General features: G+C 64.0%; 12 protein-coding genes. 3 read left to right on the top strand and 9 right to left on the bottom strand.

Features of this window, described 5'->3' with window-relative positions; all coding sequences use genetic code 11:
* Positions 1–69 precede the first annotated feature (69 nt).
* From SKZ59_RS00215 to SKZ59_RS00180, 8 genes are all read right to left on the bottom strand, one after another.
* Positions 70–1,083 (bottom strand): succinylglutamate desuccinylase, encoded by a 1,014-nt coding sequence (locus SKZ59_RS00215; protein ID WP_319990470.1) that lies wholly within the window; start codon positions 1,081–1,083, stop codon positions 70–72.
* Positions 1,083–5,810 carry an NAD-glutamate dehydrogenase domain-containing protein gene (locus tag SKZ59_RS00210; protein ID WP_319990469.1) on the bottom strand — a complete coding sequence of 1,576 codons (4,728 nt, stop codon included), beginning with the start codon at positions 5,808–5,810 and terminating at the stop codon, positions 1,083–1,085. Before SKZ59_RS00210 ends, SKZ59_RS00215 begins: the two co-directional genes overlap by 1 nt.
* A 151-nt stretch (positions 5,811–5,961) precedes the next feature.
* Positions 5,962–7,302: an N-succinylarginine dihydrolase gene (astB, locus tag SKZ59_RS00205; protein ID WP_319990468.1), complete on the bottom strand. Its 1,341-nt coding sequence runs from the start codon at positions 7,300–7,302 to the stop codon at positions 5,962–5,964.
* Positions 7,303–7,322: 20 nt separating this feature from the next.
* A complete protein-coding gene (gene astD / locus SKZ59_RS00200; protein ID WP_319990467.1) occupies positions 7,323–8,813 on the bottom strand; it encodes a succinylglutamate-semialdehyde dehydrogenase in 1,491 nt (496 codons plus the stop codon).
* Positions 8,806–9,858: an arginine N-succinyltransferase gene (gene astA / locus SKZ59_RS00195; RefSeq protein WP_319990466.1), complete on the bottom strand. Its 1,053-nt coding sequence runs from the start codon at positions 9,856–9,858 to the stop codon at positions 8,806–8,808. The genes astD and astA overlap by 8 nt, the downstream gene beginning before the upstream one ends.
* A 13-nt stretch (positions 9,859–9,871) precedes the next feature.
* Positions 9,872–10,903: an arginine N-succinyltransferase gene (locus tag SKZ59_RS00190; protein WP_072457323.1), complete on the bottom strand. Its 1,032-nt coding sequence runs from the start codon at positions 10,901–10,903 to the stop codon at positions 9,872–9,874.
* A 94-nt stretch (positions 10,904–10,997) separates the two neighbouring features.
* Positions 10,998–12,239: an acetylornithine/succinylornithine family transaminase gene (gene astC, locus SKZ59_RS00185; protein WP_034745535.1), complete on the bottom strand. Its 1,242-nt coding sequence runs from the start codon at positions 12,237–12,239 to the stop codon at positions 10,998–11,000.
* A 140-nt stretch (positions 12,240–12,379) separates the two neighbouring features.
* Positions 12,380–13,324: a GlxA family transcriptional regulator gene (locus SKZ59_RS00180; RefSeq protein ID WP_072457325.1), complete on the bottom strand. Its 945-nt coding sequence runs from the start codon at positions 13,322–13,324 to the stop codon at positions 12,380–12,382.
* A 131-nt stretch (positions 13,325–13,455) separates the two neighbouring features.
* On the opposite strand from SKZ59_RS00180, the gene SKZ59_RS00175 reads away from it, so the two are divergent.
* The 3 genes from SKZ59_RS00175 (at position 13,456) to SKZ59_RS00165 (ending at position 15,214) form a co-directional block, all read left to right on the top strand.
* The gene (locus tag SKZ59_RS00175; protein ID WP_034745529.1) at positions 13,456–13,884 is read left to right on the top strand and encodes a MarR family winged helix-turn-helix transcriptional regulator; all 429 of its coding nucleotides are present in this window, start codon (positions 13,456–13,458) and stop codon (positions 13,882–13,884) included.
* 45 nt (positions 13,885–13,929) lie between these two features.
* Positions 13,930–14,214, top strand: a complete 285-nt coding sequence (locus SKZ59_RS00170) for a hypothetical protein (RefSeq protein WP_034745526.1) — start codon at positions 13,930–13,932, stop codon at positions 14,212–14,214.
* Positions 14,215–14,365: 151 nt separating this feature from the next.
* Entirely contained in the window at positions 14,366–15,214 is an 849-nt protein-coding gene (locus tag SKZ59_RS00165; protein WP_319990465.1) for an HDOD domain-containing protein, read from the top strand.
* Between the two features lie 179 nt (positions 15,215–15,393).
* Here SKZ59_RS00165 and SKZ59_RS00160 read toward each other — a convergent pair whose 3' ends face one another.
* A complete protein-coding gene (locus tag SKZ59_RS00160) occupies positions 15,394–16,020 on the bottom strand; it encodes a glutathione S-transferase family protein (protein ID WP_072457327.1) in 627 nt (208 codons plus the stop codon).
* Between the last annotated feature and the right edge of the window lie 52 nt (positions 16,021–16,072).

Raw genomic sequence — 16,072 nt, 5'->3', positions numbered from 1 at the left:
ATTTTTGACATGAAAAAGCGCCAGGCGGGTTTCCCCGGCTGGCGCCTGTGGCCGTGCATGGCGTGAATCTCAGGACACGCGCACCACCATCAGACCGGCGCGCAAGCCCACGCGCACATCCGGATTCGGGAACACCACCAGCTCTTCCGCGTGCTGCACCGTGTACACATGGTCGCCATCGCTGGCGATCACGGCGTGCTGCGGCAGGGACGTGAAATTCTGCGTGCTGCGGTCAAACGCCATGCGGAATTCATCGCTGTGCTTGATGATTTCCTGTGCCACCTTGAACACGTGCGGCACTGCCTTGACGGGCTGCGCAGGCAAGCCGCGCAGCAGGCCGTCGAGCGCCCGCGACACGTCGTCGAACAGGGACAAATCGTTCTGCCCCAGGGTGCCCACGCGGCCCAGTTCCACCGTGCTGGCGGCCGCGCCGAAATGCTCGGCCGAATAATAGCTGTACGTGCCGGCCGACTGCGGGTTCATGATGATGGCGCCGATGGCCGCCTGGCCCAGCCAATCGATCAGCTGCGCCTTGGCGTCGTCGGCCACCAGGTCCGGCACGATGGCAAACGTGGGGTACACGGACGGCCGGATGGCCGTGTGTAAATCCAGATGCCAGCGCACGGGACCGGCCGCTGCAAAGAACGCTGTTGTCGCGGCGATCATTTCATCGGCACGCGCGCTTTCCGCCGCTTGCGCCAGGCTGCCCCGCACGGGGCGGAACATGCGATTGAGGTCGGCGTCGATGAAACGCTTGCCGGCCCGGATCGCATCGACATTGCCCACGCAAACGAGCAAATCGACGGCCAGCTTCGATGCATCGCGCGACAAGGCGTCGAGCAGATGCGCCAGCACTTCGATCGGTCCCGTCTCGTCGCCATGCACGCCCACCGAGACGGCCACGCTGGCGCGGCCGGCTCCCGGCTTGACGACCTGCAGCATGCCGGGCGCCGGCAAGGCCACCGTGAAACCGGCGTCCGAAAACAACCGGGCCACGCCGCTGAAATCGGCCTGCGCCAGCGCCTGCACGGCTGGCGGCAAGCCGCCAGCACCCTGCACTACCTGTGTTACTTTTTGCGTCATTACACCGCCGCTTCCGCTGGGGTTTTCGCCGTGATTTTATTCACGGCTTCCGACAAGGTCCACACGTCCAGCATGGCTTGCTCCAGTTCCGTCGCCGCCACATAGGCCGACAAGCCCAGCGCGCCCGTCACGGCATCGACAGCCTGGCCGGCATTGCCTTGCTCGGCACGGGCCAGCACCTGCGTCAGCAAACGCTGTTGCGTACGGCGCAGCGCTTGTTGCGCGTAGTTGCGCAACTGCTCCTGCGACTTGCCTTGCGCGGCCAGCTTCAAGCCACGTTCCAAGGTGTCGATACCCGCCTGGCTGCGCAGGGCCAGGCCCACTTGCAGGAAGGAAGCCAGGTCCATCGAAGCAGGACGCGGCACGGACAGGGCCGGGAACAGGAAGCCGGCGACGACTTCCAGCGCGTCGACCGCATCCCACGCCTGCACGAAGGCCGGACTCAGGCCTGGAACCAGCGCCGCTTCCGACTTGATGCCGACGGCTTTCAGCAGCTCGCGCTTCGATTCCGCGCCAAACAAACCGGTCAGTTCGGCCAGGCCGGCGCCGCGCAACTGCTCGGCCGGCACCGACAAGACACCGGCGATCATCGTTTGCTGCAGCACGCGCGTTTGCGCATCGACCTTGATCGACACGTCGCGTGGAATCGTCAAGGCATCCGCATCGAGCGCGTCGAACACGGGCGCCAGGTTCAGCGCCACCCATGCCTGGCCCCAGGCCAGGATCACGGCCGATTCGTCCACGCCGTGTTCCGCCGCCAGGTTGCGGATCATCAGCGGGCCGCAGCGGTTGATCACTTCATTGGCCAGCACGGTTGCCAGGATGGCGTTGGCCAGCGGGTGGTCGAGCGCCGAACGGGTTTCCACCAGCAACGATGGGAAGTACGGTTTGAGCACCGGCTCGGCCCACGTTTCGCCGGTCAACGGCAAGGCGGACAGGATGCGCTTGAAGCGGTTCTTCACGTTGGCGATCACCACCGCCAGTTCCGGCGTGGTCAGGCCACGACCGTCGGCTTTGCGGCGTGCCAGTTCGGCCACCGACGGCAGCTGCTCGAGATCGCGCGACAGCGCGCCCTCTTCTTCCAGGCTGGCGATCAGGGCGGCATAGCCATCCTGCACGGCGCTCTCGCTTTGCGCCTGCAACTCGCGCACCAGCAAATGCGTCTGCTGCGTGTTGTCGCGCAAGACCAGGCGCTCGACGTCGTCCGTCATCGCATACAGCTCGCGGTTGCGTTCTTCTTCCGTCAGCTTGCCCGCGTTCACTTCCACGTCCAGCCAGATTTTCACGTTCACTTCATGGTCCGAGCAATCCACGCCGGCCGAATTGTCGATCGCATCGGTGAAGATGCGGCCACCGGCCAGCGCGAACTCGATACGGCCCGCCTGCGTCGCACCGAGGTTGCCGCCTTCGGCCACGACTTTCACGCGCAGCTCATTGCCGCTGACGCGGATGTGGTCATTCGCGCGGTCTTTCACTTGCGCGTGGCTCTCCGTCGACGCCTTGATGTAGGTGCCGATGCCGCCGTTGTAGAACAGGTCCACGGGCGACTTCAGGATGCGGTGCATCAGTTCTTCCGGCGGCAGCGAGGTCTCGGCGATATCGAGCGCGGCGCGGATCTGCGGCGACAGTTCGATCGTGCGGGCGGTGCGCGGATACACGCCGCCGCCTGCGGAGATCAGCTCCTTGTTGTAGTCGTCCCACGAGGAGCGCGGCAAGGCGAACAGGCGCGCGCGTTCCTCGAACGAGACGGCGACGTCCGGTGTCGGGTCGAGGAAGATGTGGCGGTGGTCGAACGCGGCCACCAGTTTCAGCTGGCGCGACAGCAATACGCCGTTGCCGAACACGTCGCCCGACATGTCGCCCACGCCGACCATAGTGATTGGGGTGGTGTTCAGGTCGTGATCCATTTCATAGAAGTGGCGCTTCACGGCTTCGAACGCGCCCTTGGCGGTGATGCCCAGTTTCTTGTGGTCGTAGCCGTTCGAGCCGCCCGAGGCAAACGCGTCGCCGAGCCAGAAACCGCGCTGCACGGCGATGCCGTTGGCGATGTCCGAGAACGTGGCCGTGCCCTTGTCGGCAGCGACCACCAGATACGGATCGGCTTCATCGAAGCACACGGTATCGACTGGCGGGACGATATTGCCCAGCGAACGGTTGTCCGTTACTTCCAGCAGGCTGGAAATGAACAGGCGGTAGACGGCTTCGCCTTCGGCCGCGATGGTTTCACGCACGGCGTCCTTCGGCATCATCTTGCAGACAAAACCGCCCTTCGCGCCGGCCGGCACGATGACGGCGTTCTTGACCATCTGCGCTTTCACCAGGCCCAGGACTTCCGTGCGGTAGTCTTCCATGCGGTCGGACCAGCGCAAGCCGCCGCGGGCGACAGGGCCGCCGCGCAGGTGCACGCCTTCGAAGCGGCGCGAGAAGACGAAAATCTCGCGGTAAGGACGCGGTTCCGGCACCAGCGCCAGGCTGCTGGTGTCGAACTTGAAGATGATCTTGTCGCCTTGTTGATTGTTCTGGAAGTAGCTGGTGCGCAGGGTGGCGGCCATCAGGTCGGCCAGCGCGCCGAGGATTTCCTCGGTATCGGCATGGTTCACGGAGGGCAGGCCGGCCTTGATGGCGGCGATGCTTTCCAGGGCTTGCGCATGCTGCGCGTCGGACAGCGAAGGATCGAAGCGCTGCAGGAACGCTTCCACCAGGGCTTTGACCTGGGCCGGCTGCTTGCGCAGGCTTTCGGCGATGTAGCGCACCGAGAAGCGGCTGCCCGTCTGGCGCCAGTAGCTGGTATAGGCGCGCACCAGTTGCACTTCGCGCGTCGACAAGCCGCCTTCGATGACGAGGCCATTCAAACGGCCATCTTCGGCCGTGTCGTTGAACAGGGCGGCAAACAATTCCTGCGCCACGGCGACGACGGATGGCTGCGCCAGTTTCGCCGCGCTGGCGGCATCGACTGTCAGGCTGGTGACGAAATAGCGCGTGCCGTCGGCCAGCGAAACGGAATACGCCTGTTCACGGTCGATGGCCACGCCCGCGTTGTGCAGGGCCGGCAGGATGGTCGACAGCGGCGGCACCTTGTTGGCCGAATACAGGCGAATCGTGGTGACGGCGCCCGTCTCGATGCGCACGGCCACGTGCGATGGATCCGTATTGCGCAGGATGGTGTCGAGGTCGCGGAAGGCGACGGCCGGTGCCGTGGCGGCCACGTAATCGAGCGGTAACGTGGCACACAGTTTGCGCAGGCTGGTGCGCAGGGCCACGTCGGGCACGGCGTCGGCCACGGCGGCAAAGCCGTTATGCCAGCCATCGAGCACGCTCAGCAACGGCTGTTCGATATCCGTTTCCAGGTCCAGCGGGTAGCGGGCGGCGTGGGCGATCAGGTAGACGCGCGCCAGGGGGCCGTCGGCCACCAGGGTTTGCATGCTCACATGCGTGGCGCCGGAACTGGCTTGCAGGGCTTTTGCCAGGCTCGATGCGACGCTGGCGCTGTAACGCTCGCGCGGCAGGTAGACCAGCACGTTCAGGTGGCGCGCGTACACGTCGCGGCGCGCGAAGACCTTGGTGCGCGGCTGCTTGTACAGCGAGACGACGGAACCGCACACTTGCGCCAGCCAGTCGAGGTCCGCTTCCAGCGCTTCCGTGCGCGGCAAGGACTCAAGGATTTCGCGGAATTTCTCGGCACGGAAGCCTTGCTGGCGCACGCCGGCCAGGCTCAAAACCTTGGCCACGCGGCCGCGCGCAAACGGCAGCGCCGCCAGCGGGGTGGAATTGCCGGCACGGGTAAACAGGCCGACGAAGCAATGCTCGCCCAAGATCGCGCCTTGCGCATCCATGTCGCGCACGCCGATGAAGTCGAGCTGCTGGTCGCGGTGCAAGGTACCCGCCACGTCGGCCTTGACGATGGACAGCGCCGAGTCGCGCTTGGCCAGGGTGTCGAAGTCGCCGGGGATGTTCGCCAGGCAGGTGCCGTAGACCGGGTGCGCCGTATCCTGCAGCACGCCGACGCGGCTAGGAATGTCGCGTTCCAGTTCGCGCACGCCCGGCTTGACGCGATAGTAGGCGTAGCCGAATACTTCAAAGCCGCCGCTGCGGGCCCACTCCAGGAAGGCCGCCACTTCCGCGCCTTCTTCGCCATGCTGCGCTGCAGCCGTGGCGACGGCGGCCAGGCGCTCGCTCATGGCGGCGGCATCGCGGCGCACGATGGCGGCGTCGCGCGCGACCGTCTCCAGGGCGGCGACCAGCGCGGCCTGGGCTTCCGGCGCCAGCTCTTCGTCGAGCAGCACCAGCACATACGATTCGAGCGGGTCGCCAGACTGGCGCACCGCTTCGACGCTGCCGTCAGCGGCGCGGCGCACGGGCAGCACGGTATTCATCACGCCGCGCACGGCCAGGTGCTGGCGGCGCATGGCCATGACGATGGAGTCGACCAGGTAAGGCATGTCTTCGTTCAGGATCAGCAAGGCGCTCGCCATGCCGCCACGGCCATCCGCATAACGCAGGGTGGCGATCTGGCAGCCGTTGCCGGTGCGCTTGGCCGCTTGCGTGAAGCCGTCGACCAGCACGGGCGCCAGGCTGTCGGGCGCGATATCGGCCAGGTCTTCGGCGTCGAGCGAGTCGAGCCAGGCCTGCACCAGCTGCACGACAGGCGCTGCCGCCTTGCCTGCCTTGCCAGCCGCGTTAATCAACTCCAGCGTTTGTGTACGCAAATCTTGTGGCGTGTGATTCATCTTGCATCTCCATTACGGTAATGTGAATGTCCAACGCTGTCGTTCGGGCTTGTGGCTGGGCGGCAGCGGTGTCAAGAGACGGGGGTCGCCCGTCCAATTCTGTCTGTGCTACGGATAGTTGTCTCGGATGTTCTGTGTGTTTTTCTATCGCCTACAAGTCGTACAATCCAGGTAAGTTGAGGATGATCGTCAATTCTTCAAGCGCCGCATGCACTTCCAGCGCCAGCTGCGGATCGGCCAGGTCGCCCGGCTCCAGATGGTCGCGGTAGTGTTTTTCCACCCACTGCACCAGCCGATGGTACAGCGTTTCCGTCATGATCACGCCCTGGTGCATGGCGCGCGCCTCGGTTTCCGTCAGGGCCACACGCAAACGCAGGCAGGCGGGCCCGCCGCCGTTGCGCATGCTCTGGCGCAGGTCGAAATGAATCAGTTCATCGATGGGTCCACCGCTGGCCACCAGGCCTTCCAGGTAGCGCGACACGGCGCGGTTTTCCTGGCATTCCTGCGGTATCACCAGCGCCATCTTGCCGCCCTCTTTCGTCAGCAGCTGGCTGTTGAACAGATAGCTGGTCACCGCATCCTGGATCGGCACCTGGCCCGTATCCACGCGCAGCGCGTCCAGTTGCGCGCCCGTGGCGGCGACGGCGCGGCGCAACTGTGACAGGCTTGCTTCTTCATCGGCAAACGCCTGCTCGTGATAGAACAGCACATTGCCATTGCCGACGGCGATGACGTCGTTATGGAACACGCCCTGGTCGATCACGTCCGGGTTCTGCTGCACGTACACGGTGCGCTTCGCGTCCAGGCCATGCAATCGCGCCACGGCTTGCGACGCTTCCAGGGTCTGGCGCGCCGGGTAGCGCTTCGGCGATGGCGCGGACGGGTCGAACTCCACGCGACCATACACGAACAATTCCACCGATGGCGCGCCGTGGCTGGCGCCCAGGCGCGTGTGGTTGGCCGCGCCCTCGTCGCCGAAGGCCGGTGTCGACGGCAGCGCATCGTGCACGGCGAAGTGCCTATCGTCGCTGAAAATGGCGCGCAGGCTGCGCGCCGACTGCGCGTGCTCGAAGGCGCGGTGCAGCTTGTTATTCAGGTTGGCGGCCGTGAAATGCACGCGGCCATCTTGCGTGTCCGCCGACGGGCTGACCGTGGCGGCATTCGCCGTCCACATGGGCGAGGCGGAATACGCGCAGGCCAGAATCACCGGGGATTCCTTGTAGGCGCGCGCCAGCACCTCGGCGTCCGTGCCCGTGAAACCGATGGAGCGCAGCAGGCGGAAATTCGGCCGGTCCTGCGGCGGCAGCAATGCTTGCGCAAAGCCGCGCGCGGCCAGGGCGCGCATCTTCGCCAGGCCCTGCAAGGCGGCCTGCTTCGGATTCGAAGCGCTTTTCACATTGCTGAACGAGGCCACGTTGCCAAACGAGAGTCCCGCATAGTTATGCGATGGCCCGACCAGGCCGTCAAAATTGTATTCGCGCGTGCTGTGCATGGGAGGCATGTCCTTAAAATTTAAAAATTCAGGCCAGGCGACAGCTTGGCCGGCATTTCCAATACGCCGTTCTCGATCGAGGCGACCGGGTAGGCGCAGTAATCGGCCGCGTAATAGGCGCTCGGACGGTGGTTGCCCGACTTGCCGATGCCGCCGAACGGCGCCGTGCTGGCCGCGCCCGTGGTCGGACGGTTCCAGTTGACGATGCCGGCGCGCGCGCGCGTCTGGAACGTTTGCCACAGGGCCGGATCGTCGGACAACAGCGCTGCTGCCAGGCCGAATTCCGTGGCGTTGGCCACCTTCAGGGCCGCATTGAAATCGGCCACGCGAACCACTTGCAGCAGCGGGCCGAACCACTCTTCGTCGGGAATGCCGGCAGCATTGGTGACGTCGACGATGCCGGCCGTGACAAAGCCCGCATCGGGATTCAACTGGCGCATCTGCAGCAAGGTGGTGCCGCCCTTGGCAACCATGTCCGCCTGCGCCTGCACCAGGCGTTTTGCCACGGCACTCGATACCACTGGGCCCATGAACGGCTGCGGCTGGGCGTCGGACGCGCCGATACCCAGTTTCGCGGCCACTTCCACCAGGCGCGCCACAAAAGCGCCACCAGCGGCGTTATCCTGCACCACCAGGCGGCGCGCGCAGGTGCAGCGCTGGCCGGCCGACACAAAGGCGGAGAAGATCGCGTGGTGCACGGCCGCGTCGACATCCTTGACGTCCCACACGACGAGGGCGTTGTTGCCGCCCATTTCCAGCGCCAGCATCTTGCCCGGCTGGCCGCCGAACTGGCGGTGCAGGCTGATGCCTGTCTGGCACGAACCCGTAAACAATACGCCGTCGAGGTGTGGATTGGCGCCCAGGGCCACGCCCGTATCGCGCCCGCCGTTGACGAGGTTGACGACGCCATTCGGCAAGCCGGCCTGCTGCCACAGCTGCACGGTTTTGATGGCCGTGCGTGGCGCATATTCGCTCGGTTTGAAGACGATGGTGTTACCGGCGATCAGGGCCGGCACGATGTGGCCGTTCGGCAGATGGCCGGGGAAATTGTACGGACCGAAGACGCCAAACACGCCATGCGGACGGTGGCGCAGCACGGCGTCGCCATCGGCGATCTTGCTTTGCGTGATGCCCGTGCGCGCGTTGTACGACTGTACCGAGATATCGATCTTGTTGGCCATGGTGGCCACTTCCGTGCGCGACTCCCACAGCGGCTTGCCCACTTCTTCCGAGATCAGCAGCGCCAGCGCTTCCGCATGTTCCTTCAGCAGTTCGCGAAAGCGCACGCAGATGGCGATGCGTTCTTCGACGGGCGTATCGGCCCATGCTTCAAAGGCGGCGCGGGCGGCCTGGCAAGCCTGTTCGACTTCGTTCTCCGTCGCTTCCAGGCTGGCCCAGGTCTGCTTGCCGTTCGACGGATCGATGGTGACCAGTTCACGGCCCGTGCCTGGCAGCCAGGCGCCGTTGATGAAGTTCGATGCTGCGGTAGATGGATTCAATACGTTAGACATGGGGATGCTTCCTCGGGTTGAGTGACAAGGTGCGCACGGTGTCGCCGTGATGGCAGCGCAGCAGATGCAGTTCATCGTCATCGAGCGCGATCTTGCCGCTGTGCGGATTGGCGCTGGTGACGATCATGCGAAAATCTTTCAGGTCGGTGTTCGACACCAGGTAAGGCTCGGCCTGGGACGCGTCGCCGCACACTTCCGGCGCAGCGTCGGCGTCGAGCACGGCCGGCATGCTGTCGCGCATGGCGCGCAATTCGGAGACGCGCGCCTGCAGCACGGGACCGGCGTCGAAAATATCGACATAGCCTTCGAAGTGCAAGCCTTCCTGTTCCAGCAGGCGGCGCGCGGGCGCCGTGCTCAGATGCACCTTGCCGATGACTTCCTGCGCTTCGTCGGGCAGGTAGGCCACGTACATGGGCTGGCGCGGCATCAGTTCGGCGATGAACGATTTTTTACCCAGGCTCGTCAAATCGTCGACGTGGTGGAAATCCATCTTGAAGAAATGGCGGCCCAGGCCTTCATAGAACGGCGAGCTGCCGTCCGGCGCCTGGTAGCCGCGCATTTCCGCGATCAGCTTTTCCGTGAACAGCTGCGGGAACTGGGCGATGAACAGGAAACGGCTTTTCGACAGCAGCTTGCCGTTGTTGCCGCTGCGGTAATCGGGGTGCAGAAACAGCGAGCACAGTTCCGTGCTGCCCGTCAGGTCGTTCGACAGGTACAGGGTTTCCATGCGCGTAAACACATCGAGCTCGCGGCTGGAATGGACCAGGGTGCCGATGCGGTAGTTATAGAACGGTTCGTCCAGACCCACGGCGCCCTTGATGGCGCACACGCCAGCCAGGCGGCCCGTATCGGTATCCTCCATGACGAACATGTAATCGCGCTTTTCTGGCGGGATGGTTTCGGCGAACGAAGCGCAGGCGATGGCCAGGCGGTCGCCCAGCATTTTCATGTCCGGCTTGAGGGTGGTCATGCCGGTGCCGACCTGGCTGGCCAGGCCATACAGGGCATCGAGGTCATTGGCGTTGATGGCGCGTACTACTAGCATAAAATTGACTCCCTTAGATACGCACGCAAATGACGCTGTCGCCTTCGGCCACGGCCAGCGCCTCGAGCAGGTCTGCCGGCAAGCCGACGCTGTCCTGCGCTTCGAGCGCATCGCAGGCGAAGGTCACGGCGCGGAAATTGCGCTCGGCGCCGGAAGCGACCGCATAATTGACTTTCAGGCCCGTGCGGCTGGGCGTGACGCCGGCGACGACGCGGCGCGTGAGCGAGCCCGTAAACGAGCGCAGCGCATGCTTGTGCGCCTGCAGGATCGGGCCGCCATCGAAGATGTCGATGTAATCGTCGGCTTCAAAGCCTTCTTCCGTCAGCAGATTGAACGCCAGTTCGCCGCTCGGGTGGATCTGGCCCATGGCCGCCTGCGCGTCGCCGGGCAGCAGCGGCACGTACACGGGGTAATGCGGCATCAGTTCGACGATCAGGGTGCGGTTGCGCGCCCCGCCGATGACTTTTTCGGCATCGAGGAAATCCATCTGGAAGAACTTTCGGCCCAGCGCATCCCAGAATGGCGACTGGCCGTTGGCGTCCGTGATGCCGGCCAGCGGCACGAAGAAGCGGTCGCCGAAACGGTGCGGCGCCAGCACGGCGAACAGCAGCCGCGCGCGCGACAGCAGGGCCGCTTCCAGGCCCGCCTGCTCCATGTTGCGCACGTAGAAGCCGGACAGCTGCGAGTACGCCGTCAGCTCCGAGCACAGGGTCAGCGCATGCACGCTGTGGCTGATGTTCAGGTCGCGCGAGACTTGCTGGATGACGTCGTTGCGGAAGGAAAAATAGGTGCCGTTCGAGCCGGCCGAGGCGAAGATGGCGGCCGTACCAAAGATGCTCTTGTCGAGCAGGGATTCAAGCACGAAGAGATACGACTCTTCGCTGGGGATGTCGACATGGGCGGCAAACGAGGCGATGGAGCGCTCGACGGAGGCGGCGATTTTTTCGCGCGTCTTCGGCAGGGTATGGACACCCGGCATGGTGACTGCGGCCAGCGCTTCAAGGGCTGCAATATCCGCAATTTCTACCGGACGGACAACATACATGGGTACTCCTTCAATGCTGACGATGCTGGGGTAGAACCAAGCCGGCCCGCAGCAAAGCGGCGGGCCGGTGATCAAACAGGGAGCGGGGCTAGCTTCAGGCTTTCAGCATGCCGTCGATGGCGGCGCGCAGCAGACGGCCCGCTTCGGCGATCTGCTCGTCCGAGACGATCAGGGCCGGCGCCAGGCGCACCACGTCCATGCCGGCGATCAGCACCATCAAGCCTTGCGCTTCGGCCGCTTTCTGGATGTCTTTCGCGCGGCCTTTGTAGGCATCGGTGACGACCAGGCCCAGCAGCAAACCGCTGCCGCGCACAATGGAGAACACTTGCGGGTAATCCGTGATCAAGCCTTGCAGCATGGCGATGGTGTTGACGCTCGCTTCTTTCACACGCGCCAGGAATGCCGGCGTGTTGATCGTGTCCAGCACGGTCAAGGCCACGGTGGCGGCCAGCGGGTTGCCGCCGTAGGTGGTGCCGTGGGTGCCGACGGCCAGGGTCTGCGCCAGTTCATTCGTGGTCAGCATGGCGCCGATCGGGTAGCCGTTGCCCAGGGCCTTGGCGGCCGTCAGGATGTCCGGCGTGACGCCGTAGCCCATGTAGGCGAACAAGGCGCCAGTGCGGCCCATGCCGCTCTGGACTTCGTCGAAAATCAGCAGGGCGCCCGTCTTGTCGCACAGGGCGCGCAACTCCTTGAGGAATTCCGGATTGCCCGGCACCACGCCGCCTTCGCCTTGTACCGGCTCGACGATCACTGCGCACACGTCATCGCCGATGGCGGCGCGTGCCGCTTCGATATCGTTGTAGGCGATGTGGTCGATCGATGGCGGCAGCGGCTCGAAGCCTTCCGTGTACTTGGCCTGGCCGCCGACGGAGACCGTAAACAGGGTGCGGCCGTGGAAGGAGCTGAAGCACGAGATGATGCGCGACTTGTGCGCGCCGAACTTGGTGTGCGCGTACTTGCGCGCCAGCTTCAGGGCCGCTTCGTTGGCTTCCGCGCCCGAGTTGCAGAAGAAGGCGCGGTCGGCGAAGGTCGCTTCCGTCAGGGCCAGCGCCAGGCGCAGGACAGGCTCATTGGTGTAGCCGTTGCCCAAATGCCACAGATTATTGATTTGCTTGGTCAGCACGTCGACCAGGGCCGGATGGCAGTGGCCCAGGCTGTTGACGGCGATGCCGGAGGTGAAATCGAGGTAATGCTTGCCTGACTGGTCCCACAGGTCCAGACCGGAACCGCGCACGGGCACCATGGCTGCAGGGGCGTAGGTAGGAACGAGGACCTGGTCAAAGGTTTCCCGGGTGACTGGACGAGCCGTTACGGTCGAATCAAGCTTGGCATTCATAGCATTTCCCCATCAATATGTTAGGTACTCCGCAGCTACGACAGCTACGTGTGTACTGCATTATAAAAAGCGGGATGCTAAAACTCTTTTGAATCTGCGACAAGGATTTTCACAATTCATCACAGCCGGGCTTGCTTTAATCACGCAGGCGGCATCAGCTTTCTTTGCCGCTCTTCCCGGGGCGTATTGCCAAACAGGGTGCCAAAGGCCGTGGAAAAGTGCGAGCCCGAGGAAAAGCCGCACATCAGGCCAACTTGCACAATGGAATAATGTGTATCAAGCAATAGTTGCCGTGAGCGCCGCAGGCGCAGCTCCAGGTAGTAGCGCGATGGCAGGCTGCCCAGGTATTGCTTGAACAGCCGTTCCAGCTGGCGCCGCGACAGGCCCACCAGGCTGGCGATGTCGTCGGTCGACAGCGGTTCCTCGATATTGGCTTCCATCAAGGTCACCGCTTCGGACAATTTCGGCTGCAGCACGCCGAAACGCGCCTGCAGGGCCACCCTCTGGCGCTCTTCCTTGCCGCGCACCTTGTCCACGCACAGCGCTTCCTTGACGAGCGCCTGCACGTCGGCGCCAAAGATGGTCTCGATCAGGGTCAGCGAAAAATCGATGCTGGCCGCGCCGCCGCAGCAGGTGATGTGCGGGCCGTCGATGTCGAACAGGTGCGGCGTCAGGATGGCCCGTTCGGCCTTCGCTTCCGCATCGGCGTACAGGGCCCACGGCAAGGCGATGCGCACGCCATCCATGACGCCCGCGCCGGCCAGCCACAGCACGGCCGCGCCCACGCCGCCCCAGAACGGCGCCGAGCGGCAGCGTTCGATCACGGCCCGGCACAGCTCGGCGCGCAGCGGCGCCTCCGTCTCGTCGGCCACCAGCAGCGCAATATGCCAGTTGCCGCCCTGCGCGGCCACCTGTTCCGGCGTGCGCACGTCCAGTTGCAAGGCACCGGGTCCCAGCGCCCGCGCGCACAAGCGCAGCGGCTGCACCAGGCCGGCCCAAGTGATCGACTCGGCATCGCCGGCATGGACCAGCAGCAAACGCAGCGGTTTGTCGAGGCCGATACGGGAAAGATTAGCGAAGGACATCGGCGAGGCGGACCAAGGGCAAGGGCTGAGTTGCCCACATGATACCGGACTTCCGCCCTGTCGCGCCCCTCATGCAAGGGCGCATCCGGGCGCGGCGGAAAAAAGCGGAGCGGAAGGATATAATCACCCCCATGGGTGAACGATATTTAAAAAGTATCCGGCTGCTGGCCGAATGCATGCAAGGCTTCGAGCGGTTTTCTGGCGACTTCGTGCGCCAGTACGGCTTGACGCATGCGCAATTCGACATCATTGCCACGCTCGGCAACACCCGCGGCATGTCCTACAAGGAACTGGGCCAGAAAACCCTGATTACCAAGGGTACTTTGACGGGCGTGGTGGACCGGCTGGAACAGAAGGGGCTGGTGATACGCGAACGTTGTCCACGCGACAAGCGTTCCTATTACGTGCGCCTGAGCTGCGAGGGCGAACAGGTGTTCCATGACGTGTTCCCCAAGCTGACAACGCAGGGCCAGCGCCTGTTCGACGGCTATACCGAAGACGATTTCATACGTCTGGAAAGCACCCTGGCGGGACTGAAACAGGCCATCGCCAACGGCTGACCATACACCAGGCACCGACATTCAAACAAGACAAAGGAAACCAAGTTGAAAACCTCACTGCTCGAAGGCAAAAAGCCTGCTCATTTCGATAAACACATCATCGGCAATCTGCTGCTCAACGCCAGCACGCCGGAACTGGTACGCCAGGAAAAACTGATCATTGGCGTGCGCAACGAAGACGGCGAAATCTACCGCCTGATCGGCGCCACCAAGCACAACAGCTTCATGAACGCCGTCGAGGAACTGTTCGACCTGGGCTTGACCGATGAGCTGGAAGACAGCGATGAACTCGTTGAAGGCTGCGACGCGATATTTAGCGAAGCAGACTGATAACGCTCACTTTATCAAAAGAGGCATGCCGCCGATACCGGGGCATGCCTCTTTCCGTTTACAGGGCTTTGCTTGCCTTTTGCTAAGCTGTTTGCGAAAAGATCATGGTTAAAAAGTTCCGCACGGAAATATTGCGAGTATAATTTTTTCAATGAACAGACTCGACGCCTTTAAAAGCATCGCCGCACAAGCCGCTCGTGGCGAGCTGACCTTTCCTGCCAATGTGGACGCTTCGCTCAAGCTGCAAGAGGCGCTGGCCGATCCCGACTGCCATATCGAGGCCGCCGCCAAGCTGGTGCAGGCTGACCCGCTGCTGGCGGCACGCACGGTGGCCATCGCCAATTCCGTGGCGTTCAACCGTTCCGGCAATGAAATCACCAGCGTGCGCAATGCCGTGCAGCGGCTAGGCGTGCGTACCCTGCAGTCGGTGGTGGCATCGCTGATCGTGCGCCAGCTGGGCAGCACCATCACCGATCCCGTGCTGCAAGCGAAGGCCAACCAGCTGTGGGAGCATACGGCCCACGTGGCGGCCCTGTCGCAGGTACTGGCCCGCCGCGTCACCAACGTGGACCCCGATACGGCCCTGTTTGCCGGCATCATGCATGAAGTGGGCGGCTTTTATCTGCTGTCGCGCGCGGCCGAATTCCCCGGCATCCTCGACGGCGAACCGGAAGACTGGGTCGAACATGGCGAACAAGCCATCGGCCACGGCGTCCTGGCCAAACTGAAGGTGCCGGAAGCGGTCAGGGGCGCCATCGATGCGCTGTGGGAAGGCTTGCGCGCCATCCCGCCCGAATCGCTGGGCGACACCCTGCTGCTGGCAAATGACCTGGCGCCCGTCTCGTCACCGCTCAACGAAAGCCCGGCCGCCATCGCCGTGCGGGCCGCCCGCGCCGCGCGCAGCATCGATTGCCTGATCGGCGACGATGCGACCTTGTCGAGCATCATGGAAGAATCGGACGATGAAGTGCAGTCGCTGCTGAAGGTACTCGTGCACTAGACTGCCTGCCGCACCGGATGCGAGCACTCACTATCAGCGCCAGGCTTCCATAGCGGCAAACAAAAAAAACCCGCTCGAAAGCGGGTAAAGTCCAAAGCTAGGGATGTCCTGAAAGAGACAGCCCTATCTTATGCGCTGTGCCGCGCCAGCTCCGTGCGCTGGCTCACTTAGCGCACACATTATCCCGGCAACAGTTCCACGTCCGTTTCCTGCCAGGCGCGCAGCTGGCGCACGCGGGCAAACCACGCCTGGATGTGCTGGTACTGCGCCAGCGGCAAGCGCACGGCCTCGCTGTACATCAGCGGCGCGGCGACGGCGAACTCGGCCAGGGTCAAGGCATCGCCGCAGAGCCACTCACGCTGCGCCAGATGCGCATCCAGCACCACGGCACAGGCATGCAGTTCGTGCTCGCCGCGCGCCTCTTCCAGCGGGTCCGCGGGACCATTGCCCGTCATGCCTTTCCAGGCGCGTTCCCAGGCCAGCACGCTGATGGCGGGCGCAAAGTGCTGCGCGGCCCAGAACAGCCAGCGGTTGACGTCGGCGCGCGCTTGCGGCGCCTGCGGGTAAATCGTCTGGCCCGGCACCTGCTCGGCCAGGTATTGCATGATGGCGCATGATTCCCACAGCAGGAAATCGCCATCGGCCAGCACGGGCACTTTGCCGTTCGGGTTCAGTTCGGCCAGGCGGCGGCGGTCGTCCGCATTCATCAGGTCGACTTCGGCCAGCTCCAGAGGCAGGCCGAGGTGGATCGCCGTCATCAGGGCACGGCGGGCATTCGAAGACATGGGGTGGTGGTACAGGCGCATGATGGATAGCTCCGGTGAGTGAGGAAGCCACCATCGTAGTCGCCGTCACTGA

This window comes from Janthinobacterium sp. GMG2 (genome assembly GCF_033949445.1).
In the GTDB taxonomy this organism is placed as follows: domain Bacteria; phylum Pseudomonadota; class Gammaproteobacteria; order Burkholderiales; family Burkholderiaceae_D; genus Janthinobacterium; species Janthinobacterium aestuarii.
The sequence above is the reverse complement of the archived record's forward strand: the minus strand, read 5'-3'. Positions and strand labels throughout refer to the sequence as shown.

Excerpts from the sequence above, each read along its gene's own strand:
- SKZ59_RS00180 (WP_072457325.1), bottom strand. The coding sequence starts at position 13,324 with ATGTCCTTCGCTAATCTTTCCCGTATCGGCCTCGACAAACCGCTGCGT.
- astA (WP_319990466.1), bottom strand. The coding sequence starts at position 9,858 with ATGCTAGTAGTACGCGCCATCAACGCCAATGACCTCGATGCCCTGTAT.
- SKZ59_RS00215 (WP_319990470.1), bottom strand. The coding sequence starts at position 1,083 with ATGACGCAAAAAGTAACACAGGTAGTGCAGGGTGCTGGCGGCTTGCCG.
- astC (WP_034745535.1), bottom strand. The coding sequence starts at position 12,239 with ATGAATGCCAAGCTTGATTCGACCGTAACGGCTCGTCCAGTCACCCGG.
- astD (WP_319990467.1), bottom strand. The coding sequence starts at position 8,813 with ATGTCTAACGTATTGAATCCATCTACCGCAGCATCGAACTTCATCAAC.
- astB (WP_319990468.1), bottom strand. The coding sequence starts at position 7,302 with ATGCACAGCACGCGCGAATACAATTTTGACGGCCTGGTCGGGCCATCG.
- SKZ59_RS00165 (WP_319990465.1), top strand. The coding sequence starts at position 14,366 with ATGAACAGACTCGACGCCTTTAAAAGCATCGCCGCACAAGCCGCTCGT.
- SKZ59_RS00175 (WP_034745529.1), top strand. The coding sequence starts at position 13,456 with ATGGGTGAACGATATTTAAAAAGTATCCGGCTGCTGGCCGAATGCATG.
- SKZ59_RS00160 (WP_072457327.1), bottom strand. The coding sequence starts at position 16,020 with ATGCGCCTGTACCACCACCCCATGTCTTCGAATGCCCGCCGTGCCCTG.
- SKZ59_RS00210 (WP_319990469.1), bottom strand. The coding sequence starts at position 5,810 with ATGAATCACACGCCACAAGATTTGCGTACACAAACGCTGGAGTTGATT.
- SKZ59_RS00190 (WP_072457323.1), bottom strand. The coding sequence starts at position 10,903 with ATGTATGTTGTCCGTCCGGTAGAAATTGCGGATATTGCAGCCCTTGAA.